General features: G+C 55.8%; 21 protein-coding genes. 8 read left to right on the forward strand and 13 right to left on the reverse strand.

The window, feature by feature from the left end; translation table 11 throughout:
• The first annotated feature begins 5 nt into the window (after nt 1–5).
• Complete coding sequence (gene fhuF, locus LGM20_RS22060; RefSeq protein WP_023291882.1) at nt 6–794, forward strand: siderophore-iron reductase FhuF; 789 nt, start codon at nt 6–8, stop codon at nt 792–794.
• Between the two features lie 50 nt (nt 795–844).
• Here fhuF and LGM20_RS22065 read toward each other — a convergent pair whose 3' ends face one another.
• Nucleotides 845–2,188, reverse strand: coding sequence for a PTS cellobiose transporter subunit IIC (locus tag LGM20_RS22065; protein ID WP_002887650.1), 1,344 nt, complete (start codon nt 2,186–2,188; stop codon nt 845–847).
• Nucleotides 2,189–2,521: 333 nt separating this feature from the next.
• Between LGM20_RS22065 and LGM20_RS22070 the strand changes: the two genes are divergently transcribed.
• Nucleotides 2,522–2,980 (forward strand): YbaK/EbsC family protein, encoded by a 459-nt coding sequence (locus tag LGM20_RS22070; protein WP_023291881.1) that lies wholly within the window; start codon nt 2,522–2,524, stop codon nt 2,978–2,980.
• Nucleotides 2,981–2,985: 5 nt separating this feature from the next.
• Here the strand turns inward: LGM20_RS22070 and bglJ are convergent, their stop codons facing one another.
• The 4 genes from bglJ to pobA all read right to left on the reverse strand — a co-directional run bounded on the left by bglJ (nt 2,986) and on the right by pobA (nt 6,689).
• Complete coding sequence (gene bglJ, locus LGM20_RS22075; protein ID WP_044525299.1) at nt 2,986–3,660, reverse strand: DNA-binding transcriptional activator BglJ; 675 nt, start codon at nt 3,658–3,660, stop codon at nt 2,986–2,988.
• Nucleotides 3,621–4,343, reverse strand: a complete 723-nt coding sequence (locus LGM20_RS22080) for a helix-turn-helix transcriptional regulator (RefSeq protein ID WP_044525327.1) — start codon at nt 4,341–4,343, stop codon at nt 3,621–3,623. Before LGM20_RS22080 ends, bglJ begins: the two co-directional genes overlap by 40 nt.
• A 263-nt stretch (nt 4,344–4,606) precedes the next feature.
• On the reverse strand, nt 4,607–5,488 hold the full coding sequence (locus LGM20_RS22085; protein WP_044525298.1) for a helix-turn-helix domain-containing protein: 882 nt from the start codon (nt 5,486–5,488) through the stop codon (nt 4,607–4,609).
• A 16-nt stretch (nt 5,489–5,504) separates the two neighbouring features.
• Nucleotides 5,505–6,689: a 4-hydroxybenzoate 3-monooxygenase gene (gene pobA / locus LGM20_RS22090; RefSeq protein ID WP_023291877.1), complete on the reverse strand. Its 1,185-nt coding sequence runs from the start codon at nt 6,687–6,689 to the stop codon at nt 5,505–5,507.
• Between the two features lie 280 nt (nt 6,690–6,969).
• Here pobA and LGM20_RS22095 point away from each other — a divergent pair, with 280 nt between their 5' ends.
• From LGM20_RS22095 to opgB, 6 genes are all read left to right on the forward strand, one after another.
• Complete coding sequence (locus tag LGM20_RS22095) at nt 6,970–7,746, forward strand: threonine/serine exporter family protein (RefSeq protein WP_004886474.1); 777 nt, start codon at nt 6,970–6,972, stop codon at nt 7,744–7,746.
• Nucleotides 7,737–8,210: a threonine/serine exporter gene (locus LGM20_RS22100; protein ID WP_004886472.1), complete on the forward strand. Its 474-nt coding sequence runs from the start codon at nt 7,737–7,739 to the stop codon at nt 8,208–8,210. The genes LGM20_RS22095 and LGM20_RS22100 overlap by 10 nt, the downstream gene beginning before the upstream one ends.
• Before the next feature lie 102 nt (nt 8,211–8,312).
• Complete coding sequence (gene dnaT / locus LGM20_RS22105) at nt 8,313–8,852, forward strand: primosomal protein DnaT (protein ID WP_032454787.1); 540 nt, start codon at nt 8,313–8,315, stop codon at nt 8,850–8,852.
• 2 nt (nt 8,853–8,854) lie between these two features.
• The gene (gene dnaC, locus LGM20_RS22110) at nt 8,855–9,592 is read left to right on the forward strand and encodes a DNA replication protein DnaC (protein ID WP_025999144.1); all 738 of its coding nucleotides are present in this window, start codon (nt 8,855–8,857) and stop codon (nt 9,590–9,592) included.
• 65 nt (nt 9,593–9,657) lie between these two features.
• Entirely contained in the window at nt 9,658–10,152 is a 495-nt protein-coding gene (locus LGM20_RS22115; protein WP_023291874.1) for a YjjA family protein, read from the forward strand.
• Nucleotides 10,153–10,409: 257 nt separating this feature from the next.
• Nucleotides 10,410–12,701, forward strand: coding sequence for a phosphatidylglycerol--membrane-oligosaccharide glycerophosphotransferase (opgB, locus tag LGM20_RS22120; protein ID WP_023291873.1), 2,292 nt, complete (start codon nt 10,410–10,412; stop codon nt 12,699–12,701).
• 54 nt (nt 12,702–12,755) lie between these two features.
• On the opposite strand, the gene LGM20_RS22125 is transcribed toward opgB, so the two are convergent.
• From LGM20_RS22125 to LGM20_RS22160, 8 genes are all read right to left on the reverse strand, one after another.
• Complete coding sequence (locus LGM20_RS22125; RefSeq protein ID WP_162823533.1) at nt 12,756–13,700, reverse strand: Rpn family recombination-promoting nuclease/putative transposase; 945 nt, start codon at nt 13,698–13,700, stop codon at nt 12,756–12,758.
• A gap of 133 nt (nt 13,701–13,833) precedes the next feature.
• Complete coding sequence (locus tag LGM20_RS22130; protein WP_044525297.1) at nt 13,834–14,844, reverse strand: SIS domain-containing protein; 1,011 nt, start codon at nt 14,842–14,844, stop codon at nt 13,834–13,836.
• A 17-nt stretch (nt 14,845–14,861) separates the two neighbouring features.
• The gene (locus LGM20_RS22135) at nt 14,862–15,923 is read right to left on the reverse strand and encodes an SIS domain-containing protein (protein WP_044525296.1); all 1,062 of its coding nucleotides are present in this window, start codon (nt 15,921–15,923) and stop codon (nt 14,862–14,864) included.
• A 12-nt stretch (nt 15,924–15,935) separates the two neighbouring features.
• Entirely contained in the window at nt 15,936–16,787 is an 852-nt protein-coding gene (locus LGM20_RS22140; RefSeq protein ID WP_023291869.1) for a PTS system mannose/fructose/sorbose family transporter subunit IID, read from the reverse strand.
• Nucleotides 16,765–17,544, reverse strand: coding sequence for a PTS mannose/fructose/sorbose/N-acetylgalactosamine transporter subunit IIC (locus LGM20_RS22145; RefSeq protein WP_023291868.1), 780 nt, complete (start codon nt 17,542–17,544; stop codon nt 16,765–16,767). The genes LGM20_RS22140 and LGM20_RS22145 overlap by 23 nt, the downstream gene beginning before the upstream one ends.
• A gap of 16 nt (nt 17,545–17,560) precedes the next feature.
• Nucleotides 17,561–18,031 carry a PTS sugar transporter subunit IIB gene (locus tag LGM20_RS22150; RefSeq protein ID WP_023319678.1) on the reverse strand — a complete coding sequence of 157 codons (471 nt, stop codon included), beginning with the start codon at nt 18,029–18,031 and terminating at the stop codon, nt 17,561–17,563.
• A 14-nt stretch (nt 18,032–18,045) separates the two neighbouring features.
• Nucleotides 18,046–18,468 (reverse strand): PTS sugar transporter subunit IIA, encoded by a 423-nt coding sequence (locus tag LGM20_RS22155; protein ID WP_044525295.1) that lies wholly within the window; start codon nt 18,466–18,468, stop codon nt 18,046–18,048.
• 99 nt (nt 18,469–18,567) lie between these two features.
• Nucleotides 18,568–21,333, reverse strand: coding sequence for a sigma 54-interacting transcriptional regulator (locus LGM20_RS22160; RefSeq protein WP_044525294.1), 2,766 nt, complete (start codon nt 21,331–21,333; stop codon nt 18,568–18,570).
• Nucleotides 21,334–21,418: the final 85 nt, after the last annotated feature.

Below are 21,418 nucleotides of genomic sequence, written 5' to 3' on the forward strand. Positions count from 1 at the left end.
ATCGAATGGCCTGGCGTTCCCTTCCTCTCAGCGATGAACTTATCTGGCGGGCCCCTTTGCCGACGGCTGAGCGCGCCCTGGCGGAGAGTATTCGGGAAAAAATCGCCACCCTTCGCCCCCATCTGCTCGATTTCCTGCGCCTGGATGAATCCGCTCCAGGGCACGCTTTGACGCTTGCCGAGTGGTCGCGACCCACCGCCTTACGCTCTCTGCTGGCCACTTATTCCGATCATATCTATCGTCATCAGCCAACGCTGACACGGGAAGCGAAACCTCTGCTCTCGCTCTGGGCGCAATGGTACATCGGTCTGCTGGTGCCGCCGCTGATGCTGGCATTGCTCAATGAACCACAGGGTCTCAGCCTGGCGCCGGAACATTTCCACGTCGAATTTCACGAAAGCGGCAGGGCGGCCTGTTTCTGGATTGATGTCCATAGCGATGCCGGTATTGAGAGACTGTCACCGCTGTCGCGAATGGATGCCCTGGTGACGCGCACCCTGCAGCCGGTTATTGAGGCGCTGGAAGCCACGGGCGAGATCAATGGCAAACTTATCTGGAGCAATACTGGCTATCTGATTAACTGGTATCTTGGGGAAATGCGCGCGCTGTTGGGGGATGAGCAGCTTGCCGCCCTGCGCCAGCACTGTTTCTTCGAAAAACAACTCGCCGATGGTCAGGATAACCCACTATGGCGAACGGTTGTGCTGCGTGAAGGACAGTTAGTCCGACGCACCTGCTGCCAGCGCTATCGCCTGCCGGACGTCCAACAGTGCGGCGACTGCACGTTAAAATAACGCCCTGTCTACAATAAGCAACGGGCGGCCTGTGGCCGCCCGGTCACTATTTATGCGGTCTGCTGACTCTCCTGCTCCGCCCGTTCAGCCTCTTCCGCTTCCTGAGCAAGCAGCTGCTTCTCATACACCTTAAAGAACGGGAAGTAGATAATCGCCGACACGCAGGCCAGAACGATGACCAGAATCGCCGCCCGGAAATCCCAGCCCAGCGCCCAGGCACCGCCAATCGGCGCCGGCGCCGTCCACGGTACCACGGAGATGACGCGGCCAATCAGATCCAGCTTCATTGCCGCCCAGGCCAACACCGCATTCACCATCGGCGCCAGCAGGAACGGAATAAAGAACACCGGGTTCATGACGATAGGCGTCCCAAAGATGACCGGCTCGTTAATGTTAAACAGGCTTGGCACCACGCTTAAACGCCCAATGGAGCGCAAATGCGCTGAGCGGCTGCGCAGATAGCAGAACACCAGCCCCATGGTGGCACCGGAACCTCCGACCACGATAAAAAAGGTCCAGAACGCCTCCATAAAAATATGCGGCAGAGGCGCGCCCTGGGCCAGCGCCTGCTGGTTCATACCGAGGTTGGTCAGCCAGAACATCTGCAGCATCCCGGAAACAATCGCCGCACCGTGGATCCCGGCAAACCACAGCAGGTGGCCGATGAGGACCGCCAGCAGGATCGCCGGCAGGGAATCGGCTGCCGAAACCAGCGGTTTGAAAATTGCCATAATGGCCTGCGGGATCAGCATGTCAAAATGGTGCTGAATAAACAGGCTCAGCGGATAGAGCGTCAGCACAACCACCAGCACCGGGATCAACAGATCAAAGGAATTTTTGATCATCGGTGGGACCTGATCCGGTAGACGGATACCGATATTATGCGCCTTGAGAAAACGCATCATCTCCACACAGTAGATCGCCACCAGAATGGCGGTAAAGATCCCTGTTCCGCCAAGGCTGTCCACCGGCAGCGTGCCATTCGTCTTCGGCGCGGCAATCAGTAAAAAGGCCATGATCGACAGCATCGCGCACATAAAGGGATCGAGCTGATTGGATTTCTCGTAGTGCTTACCGAGGTTGTAAGAGATTGCCGCGCAGATGTAGATCGACATGATCCCCATCGTCATATCAAAGGGGGTCAGAATGCGCCCCTCAAACTCTTTTGCCAGATCCAGCCAGGCGCGGGCAAAACCCCAGGTGGTGTCCGGGGAGAAAGGAGGATAAGCAAACACCAGCAGGAACGATCCGACGATCATAAACGGCATCGCGGAGATAAAACCGTCACGGATAGCCATGACGTGACGCTGCGATGAGATCCGCCCTGCTATGGGGCTTATGTAATTTTCTACAAAGCGAAATATCAAATTAAACGCAGCATGGTTAGCAGACATAGTAGCCCTCCTGACAGGCTATTGATACTGGCCCAACAACGATTACCCTGCCGTTACGATGACCGCTTATTGATGCAGCAGGCCGCGGGTGGATTACCGGCTATACTGCCCATAACACAACGATTCATACACGGCTCTTTTGTTATAAATAAAAGGAGAAGTGACTGTTCCAGTATTCATCTCAATGCAGATAACCGCAACCGGTTACTGTAACCGGTTACGGTGAATGTGAAGGAGATCGACAAAATAGAAAGAATCTGGATTGTCCGCGCTGATATTTACACTCCGCCAGGCTTGTGACAGATTTAACCAGCCTTAAATCAGGAGAATCCAATGAGTCTGCAGTCTGTACGGCAGTTTTTTGCCGAACACGCCCCCGATATCGAAATTATTGAGTTAAACCAGAGTACCGCCACTGTGGCGCTTGCCGCTGCCGCGCACAACGTTGAGCCGGGACAAATAGCCAAAACGCTGTCGCTCAAGATCAAAGATAAGATTGTACTGATCGTCGCCAGGGGCGATGCGCGGCTGGATAATAAAAAGCTGAAAGAGACCTTTGGCGCAAAAGCGCGTATGTTGAGCAGCGACGAGGTGGTAACCTGGACCGGCCATCCGGTTGGCGGCGTGTGCCCGTTTGGTCTGGAAAATCCGCTGGCCGTCTTCTGTGACGTCTCGCTCAGGCACTATCAGGAAGTGCTACCCGCAGCGGGAGCTATTCACAGCGCCGTTCGCATTGAACCAGAACGAATGGCGCAGCTCACCGATGCAACATGGGTAGACGTATGCATATAGCCGCGTTATGCCACCTGTTTAACGGCGCTGGTCGGGCCGCTTATCGGTAAATGCAGCAAAATATCCGCCGCGTTTAATAAACCAATGTCAGAGCGAACCCCGAGCTTGGTCATGGCGTTGAATTTATGCGCGCGGATGGTTTTAATGTTCCGGTTCAGCTGCACCGCAATTTCCGCAAGCGAATATCCCCACGACATATACCGAAGAATGGCGTGCTCCGTCGGGCTTAGCGGATCGTTGCATGCCTCTCTGCCGCAAAAGTGCTCTTTGCCGGCGAGGGAATGATTATCCAGCAGCTGTAACAAATGCTCCTGCAATCCGCGTCGCGGCGCGGATTTATTTAATATACCCTGCAGGCAGGCCGGCATTAAATGGCCGATCAGACGCATTTCGCTTTCATTATTAGCCAGAATAATCGTTTGTACTTCCGGTCGGATCCTCGCCATTTCGTGAAGAAAAAGCAGGCTCTCGGCTCTGGACGAACGACTCCCCGAAAGTGAAAAGATGATTGCTGACCATGGGAACGACGTTTCCACCGCCCTGAGCGAATTGATATTTTTAAAAAAATGAATGCGGTATTGGCTGCTCTCTTCACGGCTAAAGGTATAGCGCCAGGCCATTTCCGTCATCACACATTTTTCTACGATGGCGACATGACGGGTTGTGCTATTTTTTTCCATTCCATTTGTTCCCCGTAAGCTGAATTGATATTCAGCTCTTGCATTCCCTGCGCACTGTTGATCCAGGCATACATTTCAGCGTTGCTGCGTAGCGATAAACGACGCATTGCGCTATTTTTCTGCGCGCTAATCGTCTTATTACTCTTTTTCAACAGCGCGGCGATCTGGTTAATTCCCCATCCCTTCGCCAGAAGGCGCAGAACTTTCCGCTCTGACAGGGTCAGCATCGCCGCTGAGTGGTAGCTAGCGAAATCGCTGTCCACATCCCCAGTAAACAACGTACGGCTAATCTGCTCAGCCGCACGGCTACCGGCGCAAATCACCTCAATCAGCCGGTCAACCGGCTCGTTCTCGGAGATCAGCGAGCTTTCGGGACGAATTAAAAGCTCAACGGCTAATGGATAGAGGCTGTCGCTGACCATAAAAACCCAGTGAATATCTCGATACTGGGTCATGAGGGAGTAATAACGCTCGCAGACGGCCCGGGGCTGCGCAATCTCGCCGGAGATATCCGCAACGACCAGCACCGCTCGCCGCAGTTGTAAAAGGGTGAGCTCATCATGAGTGCGACAAAAACTGAGTTCGTAATCCGGGAGGTTCTCATTGAAGATCACCTTTAACCCTGACTGCATGACGGGGATTTTACTAATAACGACGCCAAACTTACCTTGTCCTGGTAACATAACACCTCCGCTTCCTGTCGAAGTTTCTTCGCTTGCCCGCAAACGATCGGCGAGTGACTCGATCGCCATACCATTTACTGGATGAATATTAAAAGCATATTCATGGCCCGCGTACACGATATACTGCATGACCGAACCGTGGTCATATCAAGTAAATATTATTCCTGTGTATACTTGCGATGAATATTAGCACAGACGCCCTGCGCTAATAAATTAGAAAAGATAAAACCATTATTTAGCAAAAATAATTTCAGGCATGAACATTATGAAGCATTCTCTTTAATTGTTTCTCTAAATGCTTTAGGCGACATACCGCTATAGCGGCGGAAAAAGCGAGAAAAATAGGCGGCGTCGCTAAATCCCAAATAATCAGAGAGTTGCGTTATCGTCATGCGGGTGTATTGCAGATTACGCCGCGCCTCAAGCATCAGTCGCTGATGCAATACCCCAAGGGCGCTACAGCCATAGAACTCGCGACATAAATAGTTTAAATGCGTGACCGACAGCCCAATCAACTTCGCATACTCCGCCAGCGGGAGGTGCTGTCGGTAGTGGCTCTCAATAAGCCGGGAAAAATGACGCATCATACTGCGCTTTCGCTCCGCTTTATCTTCCGCGGGCGGTGCGGGGCGGCACTGCCGGTTCAACCAGGCCAGCAGCGTCCCCAGCAGCGAATAAAGCATCATTTCCCGGGCATCATGATCGGCACAGTACTCCTCGCGAAGCGCTGAAAACAGCGTATGCATACGCCCCCGGGAACGCCCCACCGGCAGACACTGCGCAACGCTAAGCACATCCAGCGGTCGGCCGAACTGATTTTCAAAGCGGCTCAGCAGCGGTAGCGCCAGGGAGAGCACAAATCCGTGCGTTCCGGGTGAGAAATGAAAGCCATGAATGCAGAGGGCGGGCACCACCTGGATGCAGGACTCCGTCATCACCGAGGTGGTGCCTTCAATTTCGATCTCCGCCCGACCTTTATGCAAATAGAGGAGCTGGACCATTTCGGCGTGCTGGTGGACGCGAATATGCCACTGATACAGGCTGCTGCGCTGCAAAATCGACTCGCAGTGCAGCAGATCCGGCGTCGGCCAGCCGCGCTCCTCGCCATACAGCTTAAATACCGGAACAGTTTGGACGGGCGGCATAGTAACTCCTGTTCAGTCAGACGACACGCTCCATGGGCAGGCCCACGTAGTTTTCCGCGATAGTGGTCAGCCCGGCGCGCGAGCCCAGATAGTAGCGGCGATCGGCCGCCTGCATTTTGGCGTCGAACTCGCTCTGCTGCGGAAAATCGTGCAGCAGGCGGGTCATGAACCAGCTAAAGCGTTCCCCTTTCCAGACCCGATCCAGCGCCAGTCGCGAATAGGTCGCCAGCAGATCGCTCCGGCCGTGATGGTAGTATTCACGCAGGATCCGCCACAGATAGTTCACGTCCGATGCCGCCAGGTTCAACCCTTTAGCGCCGGTCGGCGGTACGATATGCGCGGCATCCCCCACCAGGAACAATCGCCCATATTGCATTGGCTCCACGACGAAGCTGCGCAAGGGAGCGATGCTTTTCTCAAGTGAGTGACCAGTCACTAACTTTGATGACAGATCCTCCGGCAATCGGCATTTCAACTCCTGCCAGAAGCGTTCGTCCGACCAGTCCTCCACCTTATCGCTCAGCGGAACCTGCAGATAGTAGCGGCTGCGAGTAAGTGAGCGCTGACTACATAAAACAAATCCCCGCTGATGATGCGCATAGATCAGCTCCGGATTGACCGGCGGCGTATCCGCCAGCAGGCCTAACCAGCCGAACGGCCAGACGCTCTCGTAAGTCTTGAGGATGTCAGCGGGAATACTTTGCCGCGACACGCCATGGAACCCGTCGCAACCGGCGATAAAGTCACACTCCAGGCGGCAGAATTCACCTTCGCTAAGATAGGTGATCGTCGGCCGGTCACTTTTTGCGTCATGGATAGTCACTTCGCTGACGCCGTACACGATCGGCGCGTCGCTGGCGGCCCGGGCAGCCATCAGATCGCGGGTCACTTCAGTCTGGCCGTAAACCATCACGCTCTTGCCGTCGGTCAGCTCGCTCAGTGAGACGGGCACCCGCTGGCCGTCAAAGAGAAACTCCACCCCATGATGCACCAGGCCTTCGACATCCATCCGCTGCGCCACGCCCGCTTCACGGAGCAGATCGACGGTACCGCTTTCCAGAATTCCCGCACGGATGCGCCCCAGCACATACTGCGGCGTTTGACGCTCAAGAATGACCGTGTGGATCCCGGCGTTGTGCAGTAGCTGCCCCAGCAGCAGCCCGGAAGGGCCAGCGCCAATAATCGCGACCTGTGTTTTCATAGGATTGTCTCACTTTTGCAGGGTTAATTATTTGTATAATTTTTGTTTAATAAAAGTGCTTTCCTGCATTTTTGATAAGTCAGACGGGAAAAAGAAGGGATGAATGGCGACAAAAATTGCACTTTTCACCAAACTGGCAAAAGTGTGGGACGCTTCAAATTCCGCCACCCCGGCGGACGGGAGATTTTTGCACATTATTTGATCCCACCCCCCTCAGCCGCCCCGGCGCTTCAGGTTAAAGTATCGACAGATACCAGGCGTCGCGGACAGCAGAGGAAATATGCAGGTTGATCGGGCACAGCAGCGGGCAATCACACGATTATGCATCCAGTGTGGTCTTTTTTTGTTACAGCACGGCGCCGAAAGCGCGCTGGTGGAAGAGCTTTCAACCCGTCTCGGGCTGGCGCTGGGGATGGACAGCGTCGAAAGCGCCATCTCCTCCAACGCTATCGTCCTGACCACCATTAAGGATGGCGAATGTCTTACCTCAACGCGTAAGAATGTCGACCGCGGCATTAATATGCATGTGGTGACGGAAGTGCAGCATATCGTGATCCTCGCCGAGCATAAGCTGCTGGACTATCGCGACGTCGAGAAGCGCTTCGCGCAGATTAGGCCCCTGCGCTATCCCCGCTGGTTGCTGGTGATCATGGTGGGCCTCTCCTGCGCTTGTTTCTGTAAACTGAATAACGGCGGCTGGGATGGAGCGCTGGTCAGCTTCTGCGCCAGCACGGTGGCCATGTACATTCGCCAGGTGCTGACCCACCGTTCTATGCATCCGCAGATCAACTTCTGCATCACCGCCTTTGTGGCCACCACGATCTCCGGGCTGCTGCTGCGCCTCCCGACCTTTGCCAGCACCCCGACCATTGCCATGGCCGCCAGCGTCCTGCTGCTGGTCCCGGGCTTTCCGCTGATCAATGCCGTCGCCGATATGTTTAAAGGGCATATAAATACTGGCCTCGCCCGCTGGGCGATCGCCAGCCTGTTAACCCTTGCCACCTGCATTGGCGTAGTGATGGCAATGACCGTATGGGGGCTGCGGGGATGGGCATAATTTCGTTTATTTTCGCGCTGGCGGAAGACATGCTGCTGGCGGCGATCCCTGCCGTCGGGTTTGCGATGGTCTTTAATGTCCCGCAGCGCGCCCTGCGCTGGTGCGCGCTGCTGGGAGCCATCGGCCATGGTTCGCGCATGGTCATGATGAGCGCTGGTTTTAACATTGAATGGGCCACATTTCTCGCCGCCCTGCTGGTGGGCTGCATCGGCATCCAGTGGTCGCGCTGGTATCTGGCGCATCCGAAGATTTTTACCGTCGCCGCCGTGATCCCGATGTTTCCCGGTATTTCCGCTTACACCGCGATGATCTCCGCGGTAAAAATCAGCCATTTTGGCTATTCTGAAGAGATGATGATTTTGCTGCTGAGCAATTTTTTAAAGGCCTCTTCGATCGTGGGCGCCCTCTCCATTGGCCTGTCGATACCCGGTCTGTGGCTGTATCGTAAGCGCCCTCGCGTCTAACCCCGGCGTCGCGGTAGAGCCGCGACGCTCCTTCCGCGACGGGCTCTGTGCTACTATGTGCAGATCACCCCACTCTTTGCAGTTCAGAGTTGAGATAGAGTTATGTCTTCGCGAATTTTAACCTCCCATTTTAGCGGCCTGGAAGAGTTCCTCCAGCAGCACGCGGCGCTGCTGGCGAAATCGACTGACGGCACCGTCGCCGTTTTTGCCAACAACGCCCCGGCGTTCTATGCGCTGACCCCAGCCCGGCTGGCGCAGCTGCTGGAGCTGGAAGCCAGGCTGGCGCGCCCCGGCAGCGACATCGCGCTTGACCCGCAGTTTTTCGACGAGCCCGCCGCGGCGCCGGTTGCGGTGCCGATGGGCAAATTTGCCATGTATGCGGCCTGGCAGCCGGACGCAGACTTTCAGCGTCTGGCCGCGCTGTGGGGCATCGCGCTGAGCCAGCCGGTCACCCCGGAAGAGCTGGCCGCTTTCGTCGCTTACTGGCAGGCGGAAGGTAAAGTGTTTCACCACGTGCAGTGGCAGCAGAAACTGGCTCGCAGCGTGCAAATCAGCCGCGCCAGCAACGGCGGGCAGCCGAAGCGCGATGTGAACAGCGTTAGCGAACCCGACAGTCATATTCCGCGAGGTTTCCGAGGATGAGCATGAAAAACGTTGGCGATCTGATGAAGCGCCTGCAGAAAATGATGCCGGCTCATATCGAACCGGCGTTTAAAACCGGCGAAGAGCTGCTGGCCTGGCAAAAAGAGCAAGGCAAGCTGCGTTCCGAAGCGCTGGAGCGGGAGAACCGCGCGATGAAAATGCAGCGCACCTTTAACCGCTCGGGGATCCGCCCCCTTCATCAGAACTGCTCCTTTGATAACTATCGCGTCGAGTGCGAGGGGCAGATGAACGCCCTCGCCCGCGCGCGTCAGTACGTGGAGGAGTTCGATGGCAATATCGCCAGCTTTATCTTCTCCGGCAAACCGGGCACCGGCAAAAACCACCTCGCGGCGGCTATCTGCAACGAACTGCTGCTGCGCGGGAAGTCGGTCTTAATCATCACCGTGGCCGATATTATGTCGGCGATGAAAGATACCTTCGGCAACCGGGAGACGAGCGAAGAGCAGTTACTGAGCGACCTCAGCAAGGTCGATCTTCTGGTCATTGATGAAATTGGTATGCAGACAGAGTCTCGCTATGAAAAGGTCATTATCAATCAGATCGTTGACCGCCGATCTTCATCCAAACGGCCCACCGGTATGCTGACCAACAGTAATATGGAAGAGATGAATAAGCTGCTCGGCGAACGGGTGATGGACCGTATGCGCCTGGGCAACAGCCTGTGGGTTATCTTCAACTGGGAAAGTTACCGGCACCGCGTCACCGGCAAGGAGTATTAAGAGATTTCCGGACGACGACGGCGTTATACTAAAGCGATTCTTCAGTCACGCTTATGAGTCCGTCTATGAAATCGTTAAAAAATGGCTTGCTTGCCGCGCTTACCCTCAGCGCATTTACCCTCTCCGGCGCCCACGCCGCCTCCTGGCAGGATTCTCTCAACAGCGCCGCCAGCCAGCTCAGCGGCAGCAGCACCCAGGCCAGCGGCGGCGGAATGTCCATCTCCTCTCTGACCAGCCTGCTCAACGGCAGCAGCCAGTCGCTGACCGCCAGCAGCATGAATAACGCCGCCGGGATCATGTCATATTGCGCCAAACAGAAGCTCGCCTCGGCGACCAGCGCTGATAACGTCAAAAACCAGGTGCTGGATAAGCTGGGGCTCAGCACGCCGGAAAAACAAAAACAGGACACCAGCTATCTTGATGGCCTACAGGGGCTGCTCAACAGCAATAATGGCCAGCAGCTTGACCTGAATACCCTCGGCAACAGTTCGCTGGCGAAACAGGTGAAAACCAAAGCCTGCGATCTGGTCTTAAAACAGGGCGTTAACTTTCTCTCCTGACGCAGAGGGCCAATGCCGCGTTTGTCGCCTTCGCGACGGCAGCGCGGCCTGAAACGGCTTTTTTCGCCTTTTTCTCCTTGCGCTTCCCCGCCCCGCCCGTTGCGACGCCGATCAAAAAAGGCAACTTCTAAACCAATTCTGAATAACTGCACACTTTCATGACGCTAGAATTGCAGCAAGATGGCGCTGCAATTACAGTGTGGCTTGAAAAGTAATCTGTTCTGCCAGCCGATAACTGGCGTTAATGAGGATGAGCTGTGTCAGAGTTGTTATCCATCGCCTTATTTTTAGCTTCGGTGGTGCTTTATGCCTGGAAAGCGGGTCGTAACACCTGGTGGTTTGCCGCCACGCTCACGGTGTTAGGTCTGTTCGTGGTGCTGAATATCACCCTCTACGCCAGCGACTACTTTACCGGCGACGGCATCAACGACGCGGTACTCTACACTCTGACCAACAGCCTGACCGGCGCCGGGATCGGCAAATACATTCTGCCGGGCGTCGGCGTGGCCGTCGCGCTGGTTGCCGTCTTTGGCGCCCTGGGATGGGTGCTGCGCCGCCGTCGGCATCATCCTCATCACGTCGGCTACAGCCTGGCGGCGCTGCTGCTGGCGCTGGCTTCGGTCGACGCCAGCCCGGCCTTCCATCAAATCAGCGAGCTGGTGAAATCGCAGTCGCGGGAAGGAGATCCGGACTTTGCCGCGTACTACAAAGAACCGTCGAAGCGTATCGACAATCCGCAGCTGAATCTGGTCTATATCTATGGCGAAAGCCTTGAGCGCACCTATTTTGATAACGATGCTTTCCCCAACCTCACCCCTGAGCTTGGCAGAATAAAAGATGAGGGCATTGATTTCAGCAATACTATGCAGCTGCCGGGGACCGATTACACCATCGCCGGCATGGTCGCATCACAGTGTGGCATTCCGCTGTTTGCCCCGTTTGAAGGCAACGCTTCGGCCTCGGTCTCCAGCTTCTTTCCGCAGAATATCTGCCTTGGCGATATCCTGAAAAACTCCGGTTACGAAAACTATTTTGTGCAGGGAGCTAACCTGCGCTTTGCCGGCAAAGACGTGTTTCTCAAATCCCACGGCTTCGATCACCTGTTCGGGGCGGAAGAGCTCAAAACCACGGTAGCCGATCCAACCTACCGCAACGACTGGGGCTTCTATGACGACACGGTACTCGACGAGACGTGGAAAAAATTCGAAGAACTGTCGCAGTCCGGAAAACGCTTTTCACTGTTCGCCCTGACGGTGGACACTCACCATCCCGACGGCTTTATCTCGCGTACCTGCGAGCGTAAACGCTATGACGTGGACGGCAAGAAAAATCTCTCCTTCAGCGCCGTTAGTTGCAGCCAGGAACATATCGCCGCGCTGATCGAGAAGATCAAAGCCTCTCCCTATTTCAAAAACACGGTCATCGTGGTCTCTTCCGATCACCTGGCCATGAAGAACAGCGCCTGGGATTACCTCAACAAGCACGATCGCAGCAATTTGTTCTTTGTCCTGCGCGGCGATCGGCCGCAGCAGGAGACCCTGGCGGTGAAACGCAACACCATGGATAACGGCGCGACGGTGCTGGATATTCTCGGTGGCGATAACTATATCGGCCTCGGGCGCAGCAGTCTCTCTGGCCAGTCGCTCTCCGGTATTTTCATGAATATGAAAGAGAAGGTCCTGGCCTGGAAACCCGACGTGATCCGCCTGTGGAACTTCCCGAAAGAGATGAAAAATTTCACCATCGACTCGCAGAAGAACATGATCGCCTTTTCCGGCAGCCATTTCCGTCTGCCGCTGCTGCTCCGGGTGTCGAACCAGCGCGTTGAACCGCTGCCGGAGAGCGAATACTCGGCGCCGCTGCGCTTCCAACTGGCCGATTTCGCGCCGCGGGATAATTTCGTGTGGGTCGATCGCTGCTATAAAATGGGCCAGCTGTGGTCTCCTGAGCTGGCGCTCTCCACCGACTGGTGCGTCTCGCAGGGACAGCTGGGGGGTGAGCAGAAGGTCCAGCACGTTGATAAGCCACAGTGGCAAGGTAAGACCGCCTTCAGGGACACCCTTATCGATATGGAGCGCTATAAGGGCAACGTCGATACGCTGAAAGTTGTCGACAACGATATTCGCTATAAGGCCGACAGCTTCGTGTTTAACGTTGCCGGCGCGCCGGAAGAGGTGAAACAGTTTAGCGGCATTTCGCGCCCCGAGTCCTGGGGTCGGTGGTCCAATGCCCAGTTGGGCAGCGACGTGAAGATTGAATATAAAGAGCCGCTGCCGGAGAAATTTGATCTGGTGATCACCGCCAAAGCCTACGGTCCCAATGCCAATAAGCCGATCCCGGTGCGGGTTGGTCAAAGTGAGCAAGTACTTACACTGGTCAATGATGTGACCACCACGACGCTGCATTTCGACAACCCAACGCGCAGCAATACGCTGACCATCACTCCGCCGGACCCGCAGTCCACCAACGAGGGCAATATCCTCGGCCACTCCCCGCGTCAGCTGGGGATCGGTATGGTGGAGATCAAAGTGGTGAAAAGCGAAGGTTAAAGCCACCTTGCCCGGCGGATATTGGCGCCGGGCAACGGTTTCCGTGGCAGGGTGTTAACAATACAGCGGCTTGAGGTCGTCAGCCGACAGTCCGGTAATTTTCTGTACCGTCTCTTTGTCGAGGCCATTCTGTAACATGCTGCCGGCAATGCGCAGCGCCTCACGCCGGCTCCCTTCCTGTAAGCCCTCAAGGCGCCCTTCCAGGCGCCCCTCCTGTCGGCCCTCATGCCGACCTTCCTGCTTAAGCTTTTGCGCGATAGACATCAATGTCTCCTCATACTGTGGCAGACGGCGGGCCAGCCGGCGGAGAAACACGCCCGGCTCGGCCGTGTTACCGTACTGCAGCATATAGTGAAACAGCATTCTCAACTGCCGGGGATTAGTGTATCCCAGTATCACCACGGCCGCCAACGACTCCGTTATGCCGCTGAGATCGCGCTGGCGAATATGCTTTTGCATCAGCTCCAGCAGGGCGACCCGCCGATGCTGCACGATTTCATCGTCCGGCATGACCGTGACGTCGATCAATGGAAACTGACTGCCGTACAGCCTCTTCGCCAGCTGCGGGTCGGCAAATTCATCCAGCCAGTTGAGGGAAAAAGGATACGGACTGGTTGCGCCATGATAAAAAAGCATCGGCACCACCAGCGGCAGCGTTTTGTGCCCGGCGTCGAGGTGTCGCTGCATCGCGGCAATCGCATAGCGCATTAGACGAAAAGCCATATGATTATCCGGCGAGCTCTGATGCTCTATCACCACGTAAATATATCCCTCCCCGCAGGTGGTTTGCACCGACCACAGCACGTCCGAATACCAGGCGCGTAGATCCTCATCGATAAAGCTCGCCGATTGCAGCCTCAGAGTAGCGAAATCGCACCGCTGGCGGATCGCTTCGGGAAGATAGAGCATGAGAAAATCATTCGCCGTCTCCGGGTGGCGAAGAAATCGTTTAAACACCGCATCATGCGGCGTGGCGGTTATTCGTTTTTTCATGGCCATCCGCTTGCCTGAAAGAGAAGGAAAGCCGGACTCTACCACCGGTTTTTAACCGGTTGGTTTTGACGATGATTTTCTGGGAAGCGCCTCGGAGAATAGCGGAGCGGCCAGTTTGACTGGCCGCCATAGGCAAGATTTAGTAATCAAACTGCCGGTAATAACGGCGGATATTCAGGTCGTGGCCGGTATGGTGCTCAAAGTGGGCCGCCAGCCGGTCCACCAGCAGAGTGGACACCACGCACGGCGCCATAATCCAGCGGAACGCATCATCAATGCCGTTCAGCGGATAGTCGCGCGGGTCGATCACCACCAGATGGTCAGTTATCTTTTCGGCAAAGCGTTCGACGCGCTCGTCCAGCGCCCGGCATTTCCCCTCGCCCTTCACCAGAAACAGCGGGACCTCTTTTTCCAGCAGCTCCAGAGTGCCGTGGAAAAATTCAGCCGAGCTTACCGACTTGGTCCGCTTCCACTGCATCTCTTCGAGAATACACATCGAGAACAGGTAGACCTCACCCCACATTTCCGCGCCGCCAATCCACATCATATAGTCGCTGTCATGGTACTGCGCGGCAATGCTGTCCGCCTGGGGATCGAACTGGCGTTTGGCCTGCAGAAGATTTTCCGGCAGCAACTCGAGCTGGCTGGCAAAACGCGCATAATCCGCAAACTCGCCGTGACGATAAATGACACGGAAGAATAACCAGTACAGCAGCATATATTCATATTCCACGCCATTTTTGTGGCACATCGGAATATGCCAGCTGGCGGCGGCAGCCAATGGCGAATCGGCATGACGGGTAATGGCTACCACGCGTATCCCCTGCGCCTTGCACCATTCGGCAATGGCCACCGACTCTTTGGTATCGCCGGATTTGGATAACGTCACCACCACCGCCTCTTTATTTAATTTTTTATGCCCGCGATGAATTAATTCCGCCGCCTGCTCAAGATAAACCGGCACGCTGGTTAATTCTTTGGCAAACTCATTAATTGCCATCATCGGAGCTAAAGAACCGCCTACCGAGGCGAAAAATAACGCGCTGCAGCCGCTGTCATAAATAGCGTCAGCCACGGTTTCAGCCTGTTTACGCGCAGCGATGATCTCGCGAGCACTGGTCAGGTACTCGTCCTGATTAAAACCCAACATAGTTTTCTCCTGAATAATCAGATTTTACTTTTTAATACGCGGTCAAAATCGTCGAAAATACGTATCGCCAGATCGATGCCTTTTAGCCCAGCGGTATGCCAGGCGAGCATCTGCACTGGGACAATCAGCAGCAGCGGCGCCAGGTGATGCTCGCACGGGCAGTTAAGCGCCAGCGTTTGTTCATCCTCTTCGTCCCCCAGCGTCAGGGTAAAGGCGCGGGCAATGGACGGCGCCATATAGTCGCGCAGCGCCCGGGTTCGCGCGTCCGGCGAGTCTTCCATAAACAGCATCACATGGCGGGCATTGGCTTCCAGATAGGGGCCGTGCATATAGGCTTCCAGCTCAAAGCCGCTGGAAGGTACCCGCACCGTCTCGGTAAATTTGGTTTCGAACTCTTTCGCCACGCCAACCAGCGCGCCATAGCCGGTGGCGACAAAGCGCTCGCCGCGCCGCAGCGTTTCGCTATGCCGGTCGATAAAGCGCGAAGTGCGGGCGATGACCTCCGGGATCGCCGCCGCCAGTCGCTGGAATTCGGCAAGATAGTGCTGCTCCTCGGCTTCACTGGCCTTCCCCTGGCTGCGAGCAATCATCAGCGCTATCAGCAGCAGATTGAGCACTGTCGCGCTAAAGCCGCGGGTGACAAACCCTACGCTCTCGATCCCGGTATTGATATCCAGAACGCCATCGCAGGCCCGCCCGGTCGGGCTTTGCGGATCGGAGGTCAGGGCAAATACCGGCAGTCCTGAGGCCTGTACCTTACGCATCGCCTCCAGCGTCGACGCGCTTTTTCCGCTCTGGGAAATCGCCACCACCAGATCGGTATGCGGGTCGATAGTTTCGTAATGGGTAAAGTTGTACGGCTCTTTAATGTCCACCAGCACGTCAAAGCGTTGTTCAAAGAAATAGCGCGCGCAAAGCGCGGCATTCAGCGACGATCCGGTCGCCAGCAGCAAAATACGCCGCACCGGCTGCTGGCGGGCGAAGGTCTCAATCGCCGCCAGCTTGTGCCGGTAGTCGCGCAGGATCTGCGCCAGACAGGCCGGCTCTTCGCTGATATAGGTCATCATTGTTGGTCGCATAGCTCACTCCCGTTAAAACAATCCGATCCACGAACCCAGAATGCCCACCAGCGCCATTCCGCCGATAATAGAGAGCGGTTTAACCTTCCGCCCCAGCAGCCAGTAGACGATGCCGAAACTCACCAGCGGCAGCATGCAGGGCAGAATGTCGTTGATGATGTCCTGCACCTGAGTTTTGGCCTCCCCGGCCCCGAAGGAGACAGGGATGGTGATATCGATCATTGAGGCGGTCATCGCCCCGACCACCATCAGGCCGATAATCGACGCCCCGTAGGTCAGGCTCTCCATCATTCCGCTCTTCTGGATCCGCTGCAGCACCCCGGTGCCCAGCACGTAGCCCCAGCGGGTAAAGCACCAGCGCACCAGAATGTGCGGCACGTTAAACACCAGCAGAAACAGGATCGGCCCGAGAATATTGCCCTTTAGCGCCAGGCTGGTGCCGATGCCGGTGGCGATCAGGCGCAGCGTTCCCCAAAAGAAGGAGTCTCCCAGCCCGGCCAGCGGCCCCATCAGCGAGGCTTTGACGTTATCAATCGCGTTGGCATCCATATTTTTCTGCTGGCTGTTTTTCTCCTCCATCGCCGTCGTGATCCCCAGCAGCAGGGTGACGATATGCGGCGTGGTATTGAAGAACACCAGATGGCGTTTCAGCGCCCCGGCCAGCTCCTCTTTGCGCGGATAGAGCTTCTTCAGCACCGGGATCAGCGCGTAAACAAAGGCGAGATTCATCTGTCGCTCATAGTTCCACGAGAACTCCATCTGGAAGGAGCGCCAGAACACCCGGCGTAAATCACGCGGCGTAATTCGCGCTTCTTCCTGCTCCTGCGGCTGCAGGGTCTCTTCAGAAATCATCTTCGTCGTCATCGCTGACTCCTTGTTCTGTCGTGGTACGAGGTGCGCTCAATGCGGTGACATTAACCATCACCACCGCCACGATGGCGCCGAGAATGGCGATACCGGTCACCGGGATTTTCAAATAGGCCATCAGTACAAAGCCGAGGAAAAAGTACGGCGCCACCTTCTTGTTAATCAGCAACCTGGCGAGCATCGCGAAGCCGAGAGCCGGAATGATCCCGGTGGCCACGCTGAGTCCGTGTTTAATAAATTCCGGGATCGTATCGAGCAGGGATTTCACCGCGTTGCTGCCCACCAGGAATGAGACGGTCACCACCGTGGCAAGCATCAGCGACAGGCCGAATCCGGCAATCAGATGCATCCGCTCAATGCCGCGCGTATCCGCCCGTTCCGCATAGCCGTCCGCTTTCTGGCTGAGCAGCGGAATAAACATCCCCAGATAAACGTTTTTCAGGATCAGGGTCAGGGTGGCGATAGGCAGGCCGAGCAACAGCGCCGTTTCCGTGCCCGCGCCGGAGGTGATGGCGAACGCCACGCCGAGAATACCGCCGGTCACCACGTCGGGCGGGATCGAGGCGCCAACGGAGAACGAACCGATAAACGCCAGCTCCAGCGTCGCGCCCATAATGACGCCGGTCTGCACATCCCCCAGCACCAGACCGGTCAGTAGCCCGGTGACGATAGGCCGGGAAATCAGCGACGTCCCTAAGGCATATTCCGATTGCGCGATAAACGCCACCAGACCCAGTAAGAGAGCCTCTACCATAATCTGTCCTCCGGAATCACACGCATTCCGTAAAAAGCTGTTTGCGATCGTTCGGGACCTGGCGAATCTCCACCTCGACGCCTTTGCCCACCAGTTGTTGCAACTGCTCTATTTCCTCCGGCAATAAATTAATCGCCTTAGAGATATTTTTACTGCCCTCTTTGGCTTTAATTCCGCCGAGATTAATACTTTTAATTTCCTCGACGGCGCTGGCAATACGCCAGGCGTCATTGACCGATTCCACAACAATAAATAAATTATATTTATCGGTAACCCCGCTTTTTATCGCCTCAATTGAGTCATTTATATTTTTAATCACCAGCTTCACCGAGGGTGGTTTAGCTAGCTTAATGGTGGTTTTCCGCAGTTCATCCTCAGGGACACTGTCGTTGGCGATTAAAATACAATCGGCGCCGACATATTGGGTCCAGGAAAAGGCTACCTGGCCGTGAAGTAATCGATGGTCAACCCTTAATAACGTAATCATCATGCATCCTCATTTCAGAAGTCTTTATCCATAGTCATCGCCCCGGCAATAGTCTGATTGCAGTACTGAATGCTCTCTTTGGCGTTGATTAATGCTTCAGAAATTAATTTTTCGGTATTCTCTTCCGCTGCAGAAATAAGCAGATCAATAATTAATGGTAGATTTAACCCGGACAATAAATGGAAGTGCGGGCGCGATAAAAAACGCACAAACTCATTATTCACGCTACCGGCGAAAATATCCGTAATCACTATCAGCTCATCCTGCGCCGGGAAACGCGCCAGCAGCGCCTCCACCTGCTGCGTCAGATCGACCTCCTCTTCCACATAGGCGCACAGAGTATGAATATCCGGCTGTTTACCGAGGATCAGCTCCACAGAGTTCAACAAACCGTTAGCAAAGGTGCCGTGGCTGGCAAAAATATAGTGTCGTTTCATCCTTACCTCGAAAGCGCATTCCACTGCTTTCTTAATTGCAACCGACGTGCCAGAAACAGTGGCGCGTCGGCTAACGTAAGGACAAAAGGGAGAGAAGCGTTAAAACTCTTGATCTTCCTGAATAAATTCCGTTTCCCGCGTCAGAATATCGTGAATGTAGTACAGTTCTACGGCGGGGATTTTGACACTATATCCACTCTCTATGACACTAAAGGCCTCGCGCAGCGTCGCCAGCTCGCGCTCCGGACACTGCCTTCCCGCATAATGGGTTGGGGAAGCGTGGCGAATTAACCGCTCTATCAGACAGCTGATATGCACATACAGCGCCACCTTACGTTCGTTGGGCACCTCGTACCCGGCCAAATGCTCATAGCGCAGCAAAAACTGCTCAACCTGGTTGATCACCTTCGCGGTATCGAGGATCGTCACCGACTCGATCACCCGCCGCAGCGAGAAGTTTTTCAGGATCAGGTTGTTGATCTCGCTGACCTGCTCCGCTGTCGCCAGTTCGCCGAAGATACGCATTAGCGGGCGGCTTCCCTCCCCCGAGATCAGCGAATCCAGCGAGATCCACGGGAGATCGGCAAGATGCGGATCGAGGGTGCCGACGATCGCCAGCACGTCGTAGCGGCTGAGCATCGGCTCCCGCCGCGCGGGGTCGGCCAGGGTCTCCACATCGCAGGCCACAATATCAACGCCGAGCGCTTCAGGGATGCTGGCTTTTAACAGCGCCGAAAGGTTCGCCGCAGCGCCCAGGCCGGTGGCGCAGGTGGTCAAAATCGCCCGCGGTTTATCGGTCTGCGGGTAATAGAGCTGGTGCTCAACCGCCAGATCGTCGCCGATCTCGCGGACGATATCTTCCAGCATATCGCCGTGTAAAATCCGCTCCCCGACGTACATCGCCATGCCGGTGGAGACATTGTTAATAATCGCCACCGGCGTATTCAGGCGACGATTAAAATGGCTGTGAATAGCGTTCAGCGATCCCATATCGACCAGAATGATCAGCCCTGACGCCAGCGCGTGGCGCTCAATATACGCCATCACCTGATTAGCGATAGCCTCCGGCGTCACGTCGAGCGGCATGTCGAATGACTCAAACAGCGGGCTTTTCAGCAAGCGGTTCGCCACGCTGGCGATGCTGCTGGCGGTGGCGTAACCGTGAGCGAGAATAATCGCGCGGGTCACCTGCTGCTGGCTGATTGCGCCGTTTTTCTGGAACCATAGTACCAGCAACAGCAGGTCAATACGCCGGGGCTCAATATCCAGCTTCAACGCCAGCGCGTCGAGGATCGCTTCGCAAAAGCGATACAGCAGCGGGAATTTGTTTGCCAGAAAATCCGCCAGAAGACGGATTTTCTCATTGCTCATCGTGGACGCCGCCTGACGGGAGCGATGGATCAGGTAGTGGCTCAGGGCGTAGAGACAGTTGCCGTTAAACTGGATGTTGAAGCGTTTTTCCAGGCGATAATACTCCTCCCGCACCTGATGGGCGATCAGCAGCAACATCTGCGAGCTACTGGCATCCTGGTTATCAAAGATCAGCCGATCGAAGAGGGTTTCAATCTCCTCCCCCATGCTTCTTTGCGCCTCTTCCCAGACCGTTTTTTTATTTAGCACTGCTTCATACAGCGCCAGAATCCGACACTGAACGTCATGGATCAGCCCCTGAACCGGATCGCGCGCCCGCAGCAGCCAGACCAGGCTGGTCTGCGGCTCGATAAGCAGCGGCTCCTTCTGGCCCATGGCTTCACTGAGCGCCGGCGTCGCCGCCATGATATTTTCCGGCAGATCGTGCAGCGTCACGGTCAGCATCTCGCTGCCCGGAGACCTGGCCCAGGCCGATGCAACGGCGTACTTCACCACATTCTTCAGCTCGCCGACGTTGCCTCGATAAACGTACTGCGTCAGAACCTGCAAAAGCCGCGGCGTGAGCTGCAGCCTGGCGGCAAGCGTCCGCGCCTCCTGCCAGAAAAACTGCAGCGTTAGCGCCTCCTTCTCCTCGCGGCTACGCTGTTGAAGATCGGGCAAGCTGACCAGGATCGGAATACGACGAAGAAAGGTGGTCAGAAACGTGCTGTGAATATCTTCGGTGGTGGCAAACACCAGCCGCAGGGAAATCGGCAGGCCATGGGCGGTCTCTCCCACCCGGTAGATCTCCTTGCGGTCCAGCCAGGTGAAGAGCTTCTCCTGCCCCTGAGCATCCAGTCGATGGACCTCGTCGAGAAACAGCATCCCGCCGTTTGCCGCCTCGAACGCCCCGGCTTTATCGCTCTGCGCGCCGGTAAACGCGCCTTTGACATAGCCAAACAGGTTGGCGGCCAGCAGCTCCGGGTTACTGGCATATTGCGCGCAGTTGAAGCTGACAAAGGGCGCATCGGGCGCCAGCAGGCCCTGGGCGATCGCGAACTCGTGCATCAGCTCCGCCATATAGCTTTTGCCGGTTCCGCTGTCGCCGACGATCAGTAACGGCAGGCCGCCGTTGGGATAAAACAGCGCGGTTTTCATCTGCTCAATCGGTTTACGCAGGCTGCCGTCATGCCCGGTCAGCAACGAAAAATGGTCCGCCTGTTCCGGCTGGCGGTCACTCTCCGCGAGCAGCTCCGCCATGCTGGCGTACTCGCTGCGGGAAAGGGGGAAGAACTGCTGGCAGAAGGCTTTTTTATGCAGAAAATAGACCGGCCGGGTGTTGATCTTCACCAGCACGTCCTGGGCGACCAGCTGATTGAGATAGTGGCTGGCGGTATTTCTTTGCATCGCGAAACGCTGAGCCAGCCAGCTGGCGGTAAAAACGTCGCTCAGGTTATCCGGATCGAAAAAATCGGTCTGATTTTGCAAAAAAGCCAACAGTTCCGTTTTACGCATTACATCCCCCTCGTCGCCATTACGAAGAGATATGATGCGGCAAAAGAGAGGCTTATCGACGCCCCGTGCTGTTTTTTGCGGCCCA

The sequence above is a fragment of the Klebsiella quasipneumoniae subsp. quasipneumoniae genome (assembly GCF_020525925.1).
GTDB lineage: Bacteria > Pseudomonadota > Gammaproteobacteria > Enterobacterales > Enterobacteriaceae > Klebsiella > Klebsiella quasipneumoniae.

Coding starts and splice junctions, on each gene's coding strand:
- LGM20_RS22160 (WP_044525294.1), bottom strand. CDS start 21,333: ATGCGTAAAACGGAACTGTTGGCTTTTTTGCAAAATCAGACCGATTTT.
- LGM20_RS22155 (WP_044525295.1), bottom strand. CDS start 18,468: ATGAAACGACACTATATTTTTGCCAGCCACGGCACCTTTGCTAACGGT.
- LGM20_RS22135 (WP_044525296.1), bottom strand. CDS start 15,923: ATGCGACCAACAATGATGACCTATATCAGCGAAGAGCCGGCCTGTCTG.
- LGM20_RS22065 (WP_002887650.1), bottom strand. CDS start 2,188: ATGTCTGCTAACCATGCTGCGTTTAATTTGATATTTCGCTTTGTAGAA.
- fhuF (WP_023291882.1), top strand. CDS start 6: ATGGCCTGGCGTTCCCTTCCTCTCAGCGATGAACTTATCTGGCGGGCC.
- LGM20_RS22115 (WP_023291874.1), top strand. CDS start 9,658: ATGAAATCGTTAAAAAATGGCTTGCTTGCCGCGCTTACCCTCAGCGCA.
- LGM20_RS22095 (WP_004886474.1), top strand. CDS start 6,970: ATGCAGGTTGATCGGGCACAGCAGCGGGCAATCACACGATTATGCATC.
- pobA (WP_023291877.1), bottom strand. CDS start 6,689: ATGAAAACACAGGTCGCGATTATTGGCGCTGGCCCTTCCGGGCTGCTG.
- LGM20_RS22080 (WP_044525327.1), bottom strand. CDS start 4,343: ATGTTACCAGGACAAGGTAAGTTTGGCGTCGTTATTAGTAAAATCCCC.
- LGM20_RS22070 (WP_023291881.1), top strand. CDS start 2,522: ATGAGTCTGCAGTCTGTACGGCAGTTTTTTGCCGAACACGCCCCCGAT.
- dnaT (WP_032454787.1), top strand. CDS start 8,313: ATGTCTTCGCGAATTTTAACCTCCCATTTTAGCGGCCTGGAAGAGTTC.
- LGM20_RS22130 (WP_044525297.1), bottom strand. CDS start 14,844: ATGTTGGGTTTTAATCAGGACGAGTACCTGACCAGTGCTCGCGAGATC.
- LGM20_RS22085 (WP_044525298.1), bottom strand. CDS start 5,488: ATGCCGCCCGTCCAAACTGTTCCGGTATTTAAGCTGTATGGCGAGGAG.
- LGM20_RS22140 (WP_023291869.1), bottom strand. CDS start 16,787: ATGACGACGAAGATGATTTCTGAAGAGACCCTGCAGCCGCAGGAGCAG.
- LGM20_RS22145 (WP_023291868.1), bottom strand. CDS start 17,544: ATGGTAGAGGCTCTCTTACTGGGTCTGGTGGCGTTTATCGCGCAATCG.
- bglJ (WP_044525299.1), bottom strand. CDS start 3,660: ATGGAAAAAAATAGCACAACCCGTCATGTCGCCATCGTAGAAAAATGT.
- LGM20_RS22125 (WP_162823533.1), bottom strand. CDS start 13,700: ATGGCCATGAAAAAACGAATAACCGCCACGCCGCATGATGCGGTGTTT.
- LGM20_RS22150 (WP_023319678.1), bottom strand. CDS start 18,031: ATGATTACGTTATTAAGGGTTGACCATCGATTACTTCACGGCCAGGTA.
- LGM20_RS22100 (WP_004886472.1), top strand. CDS start 7,737: ATGGGCATAATTTCGTTTATTTTCGCGCTGGCGGAAGACATGCTGCTG.
- dnaC (WP_025999144.1), top strand. CDS start 8,855: ATGAAAAACGTTGGCGATCTGATGAAGCGCCTGCAGAAAATGATGCCG.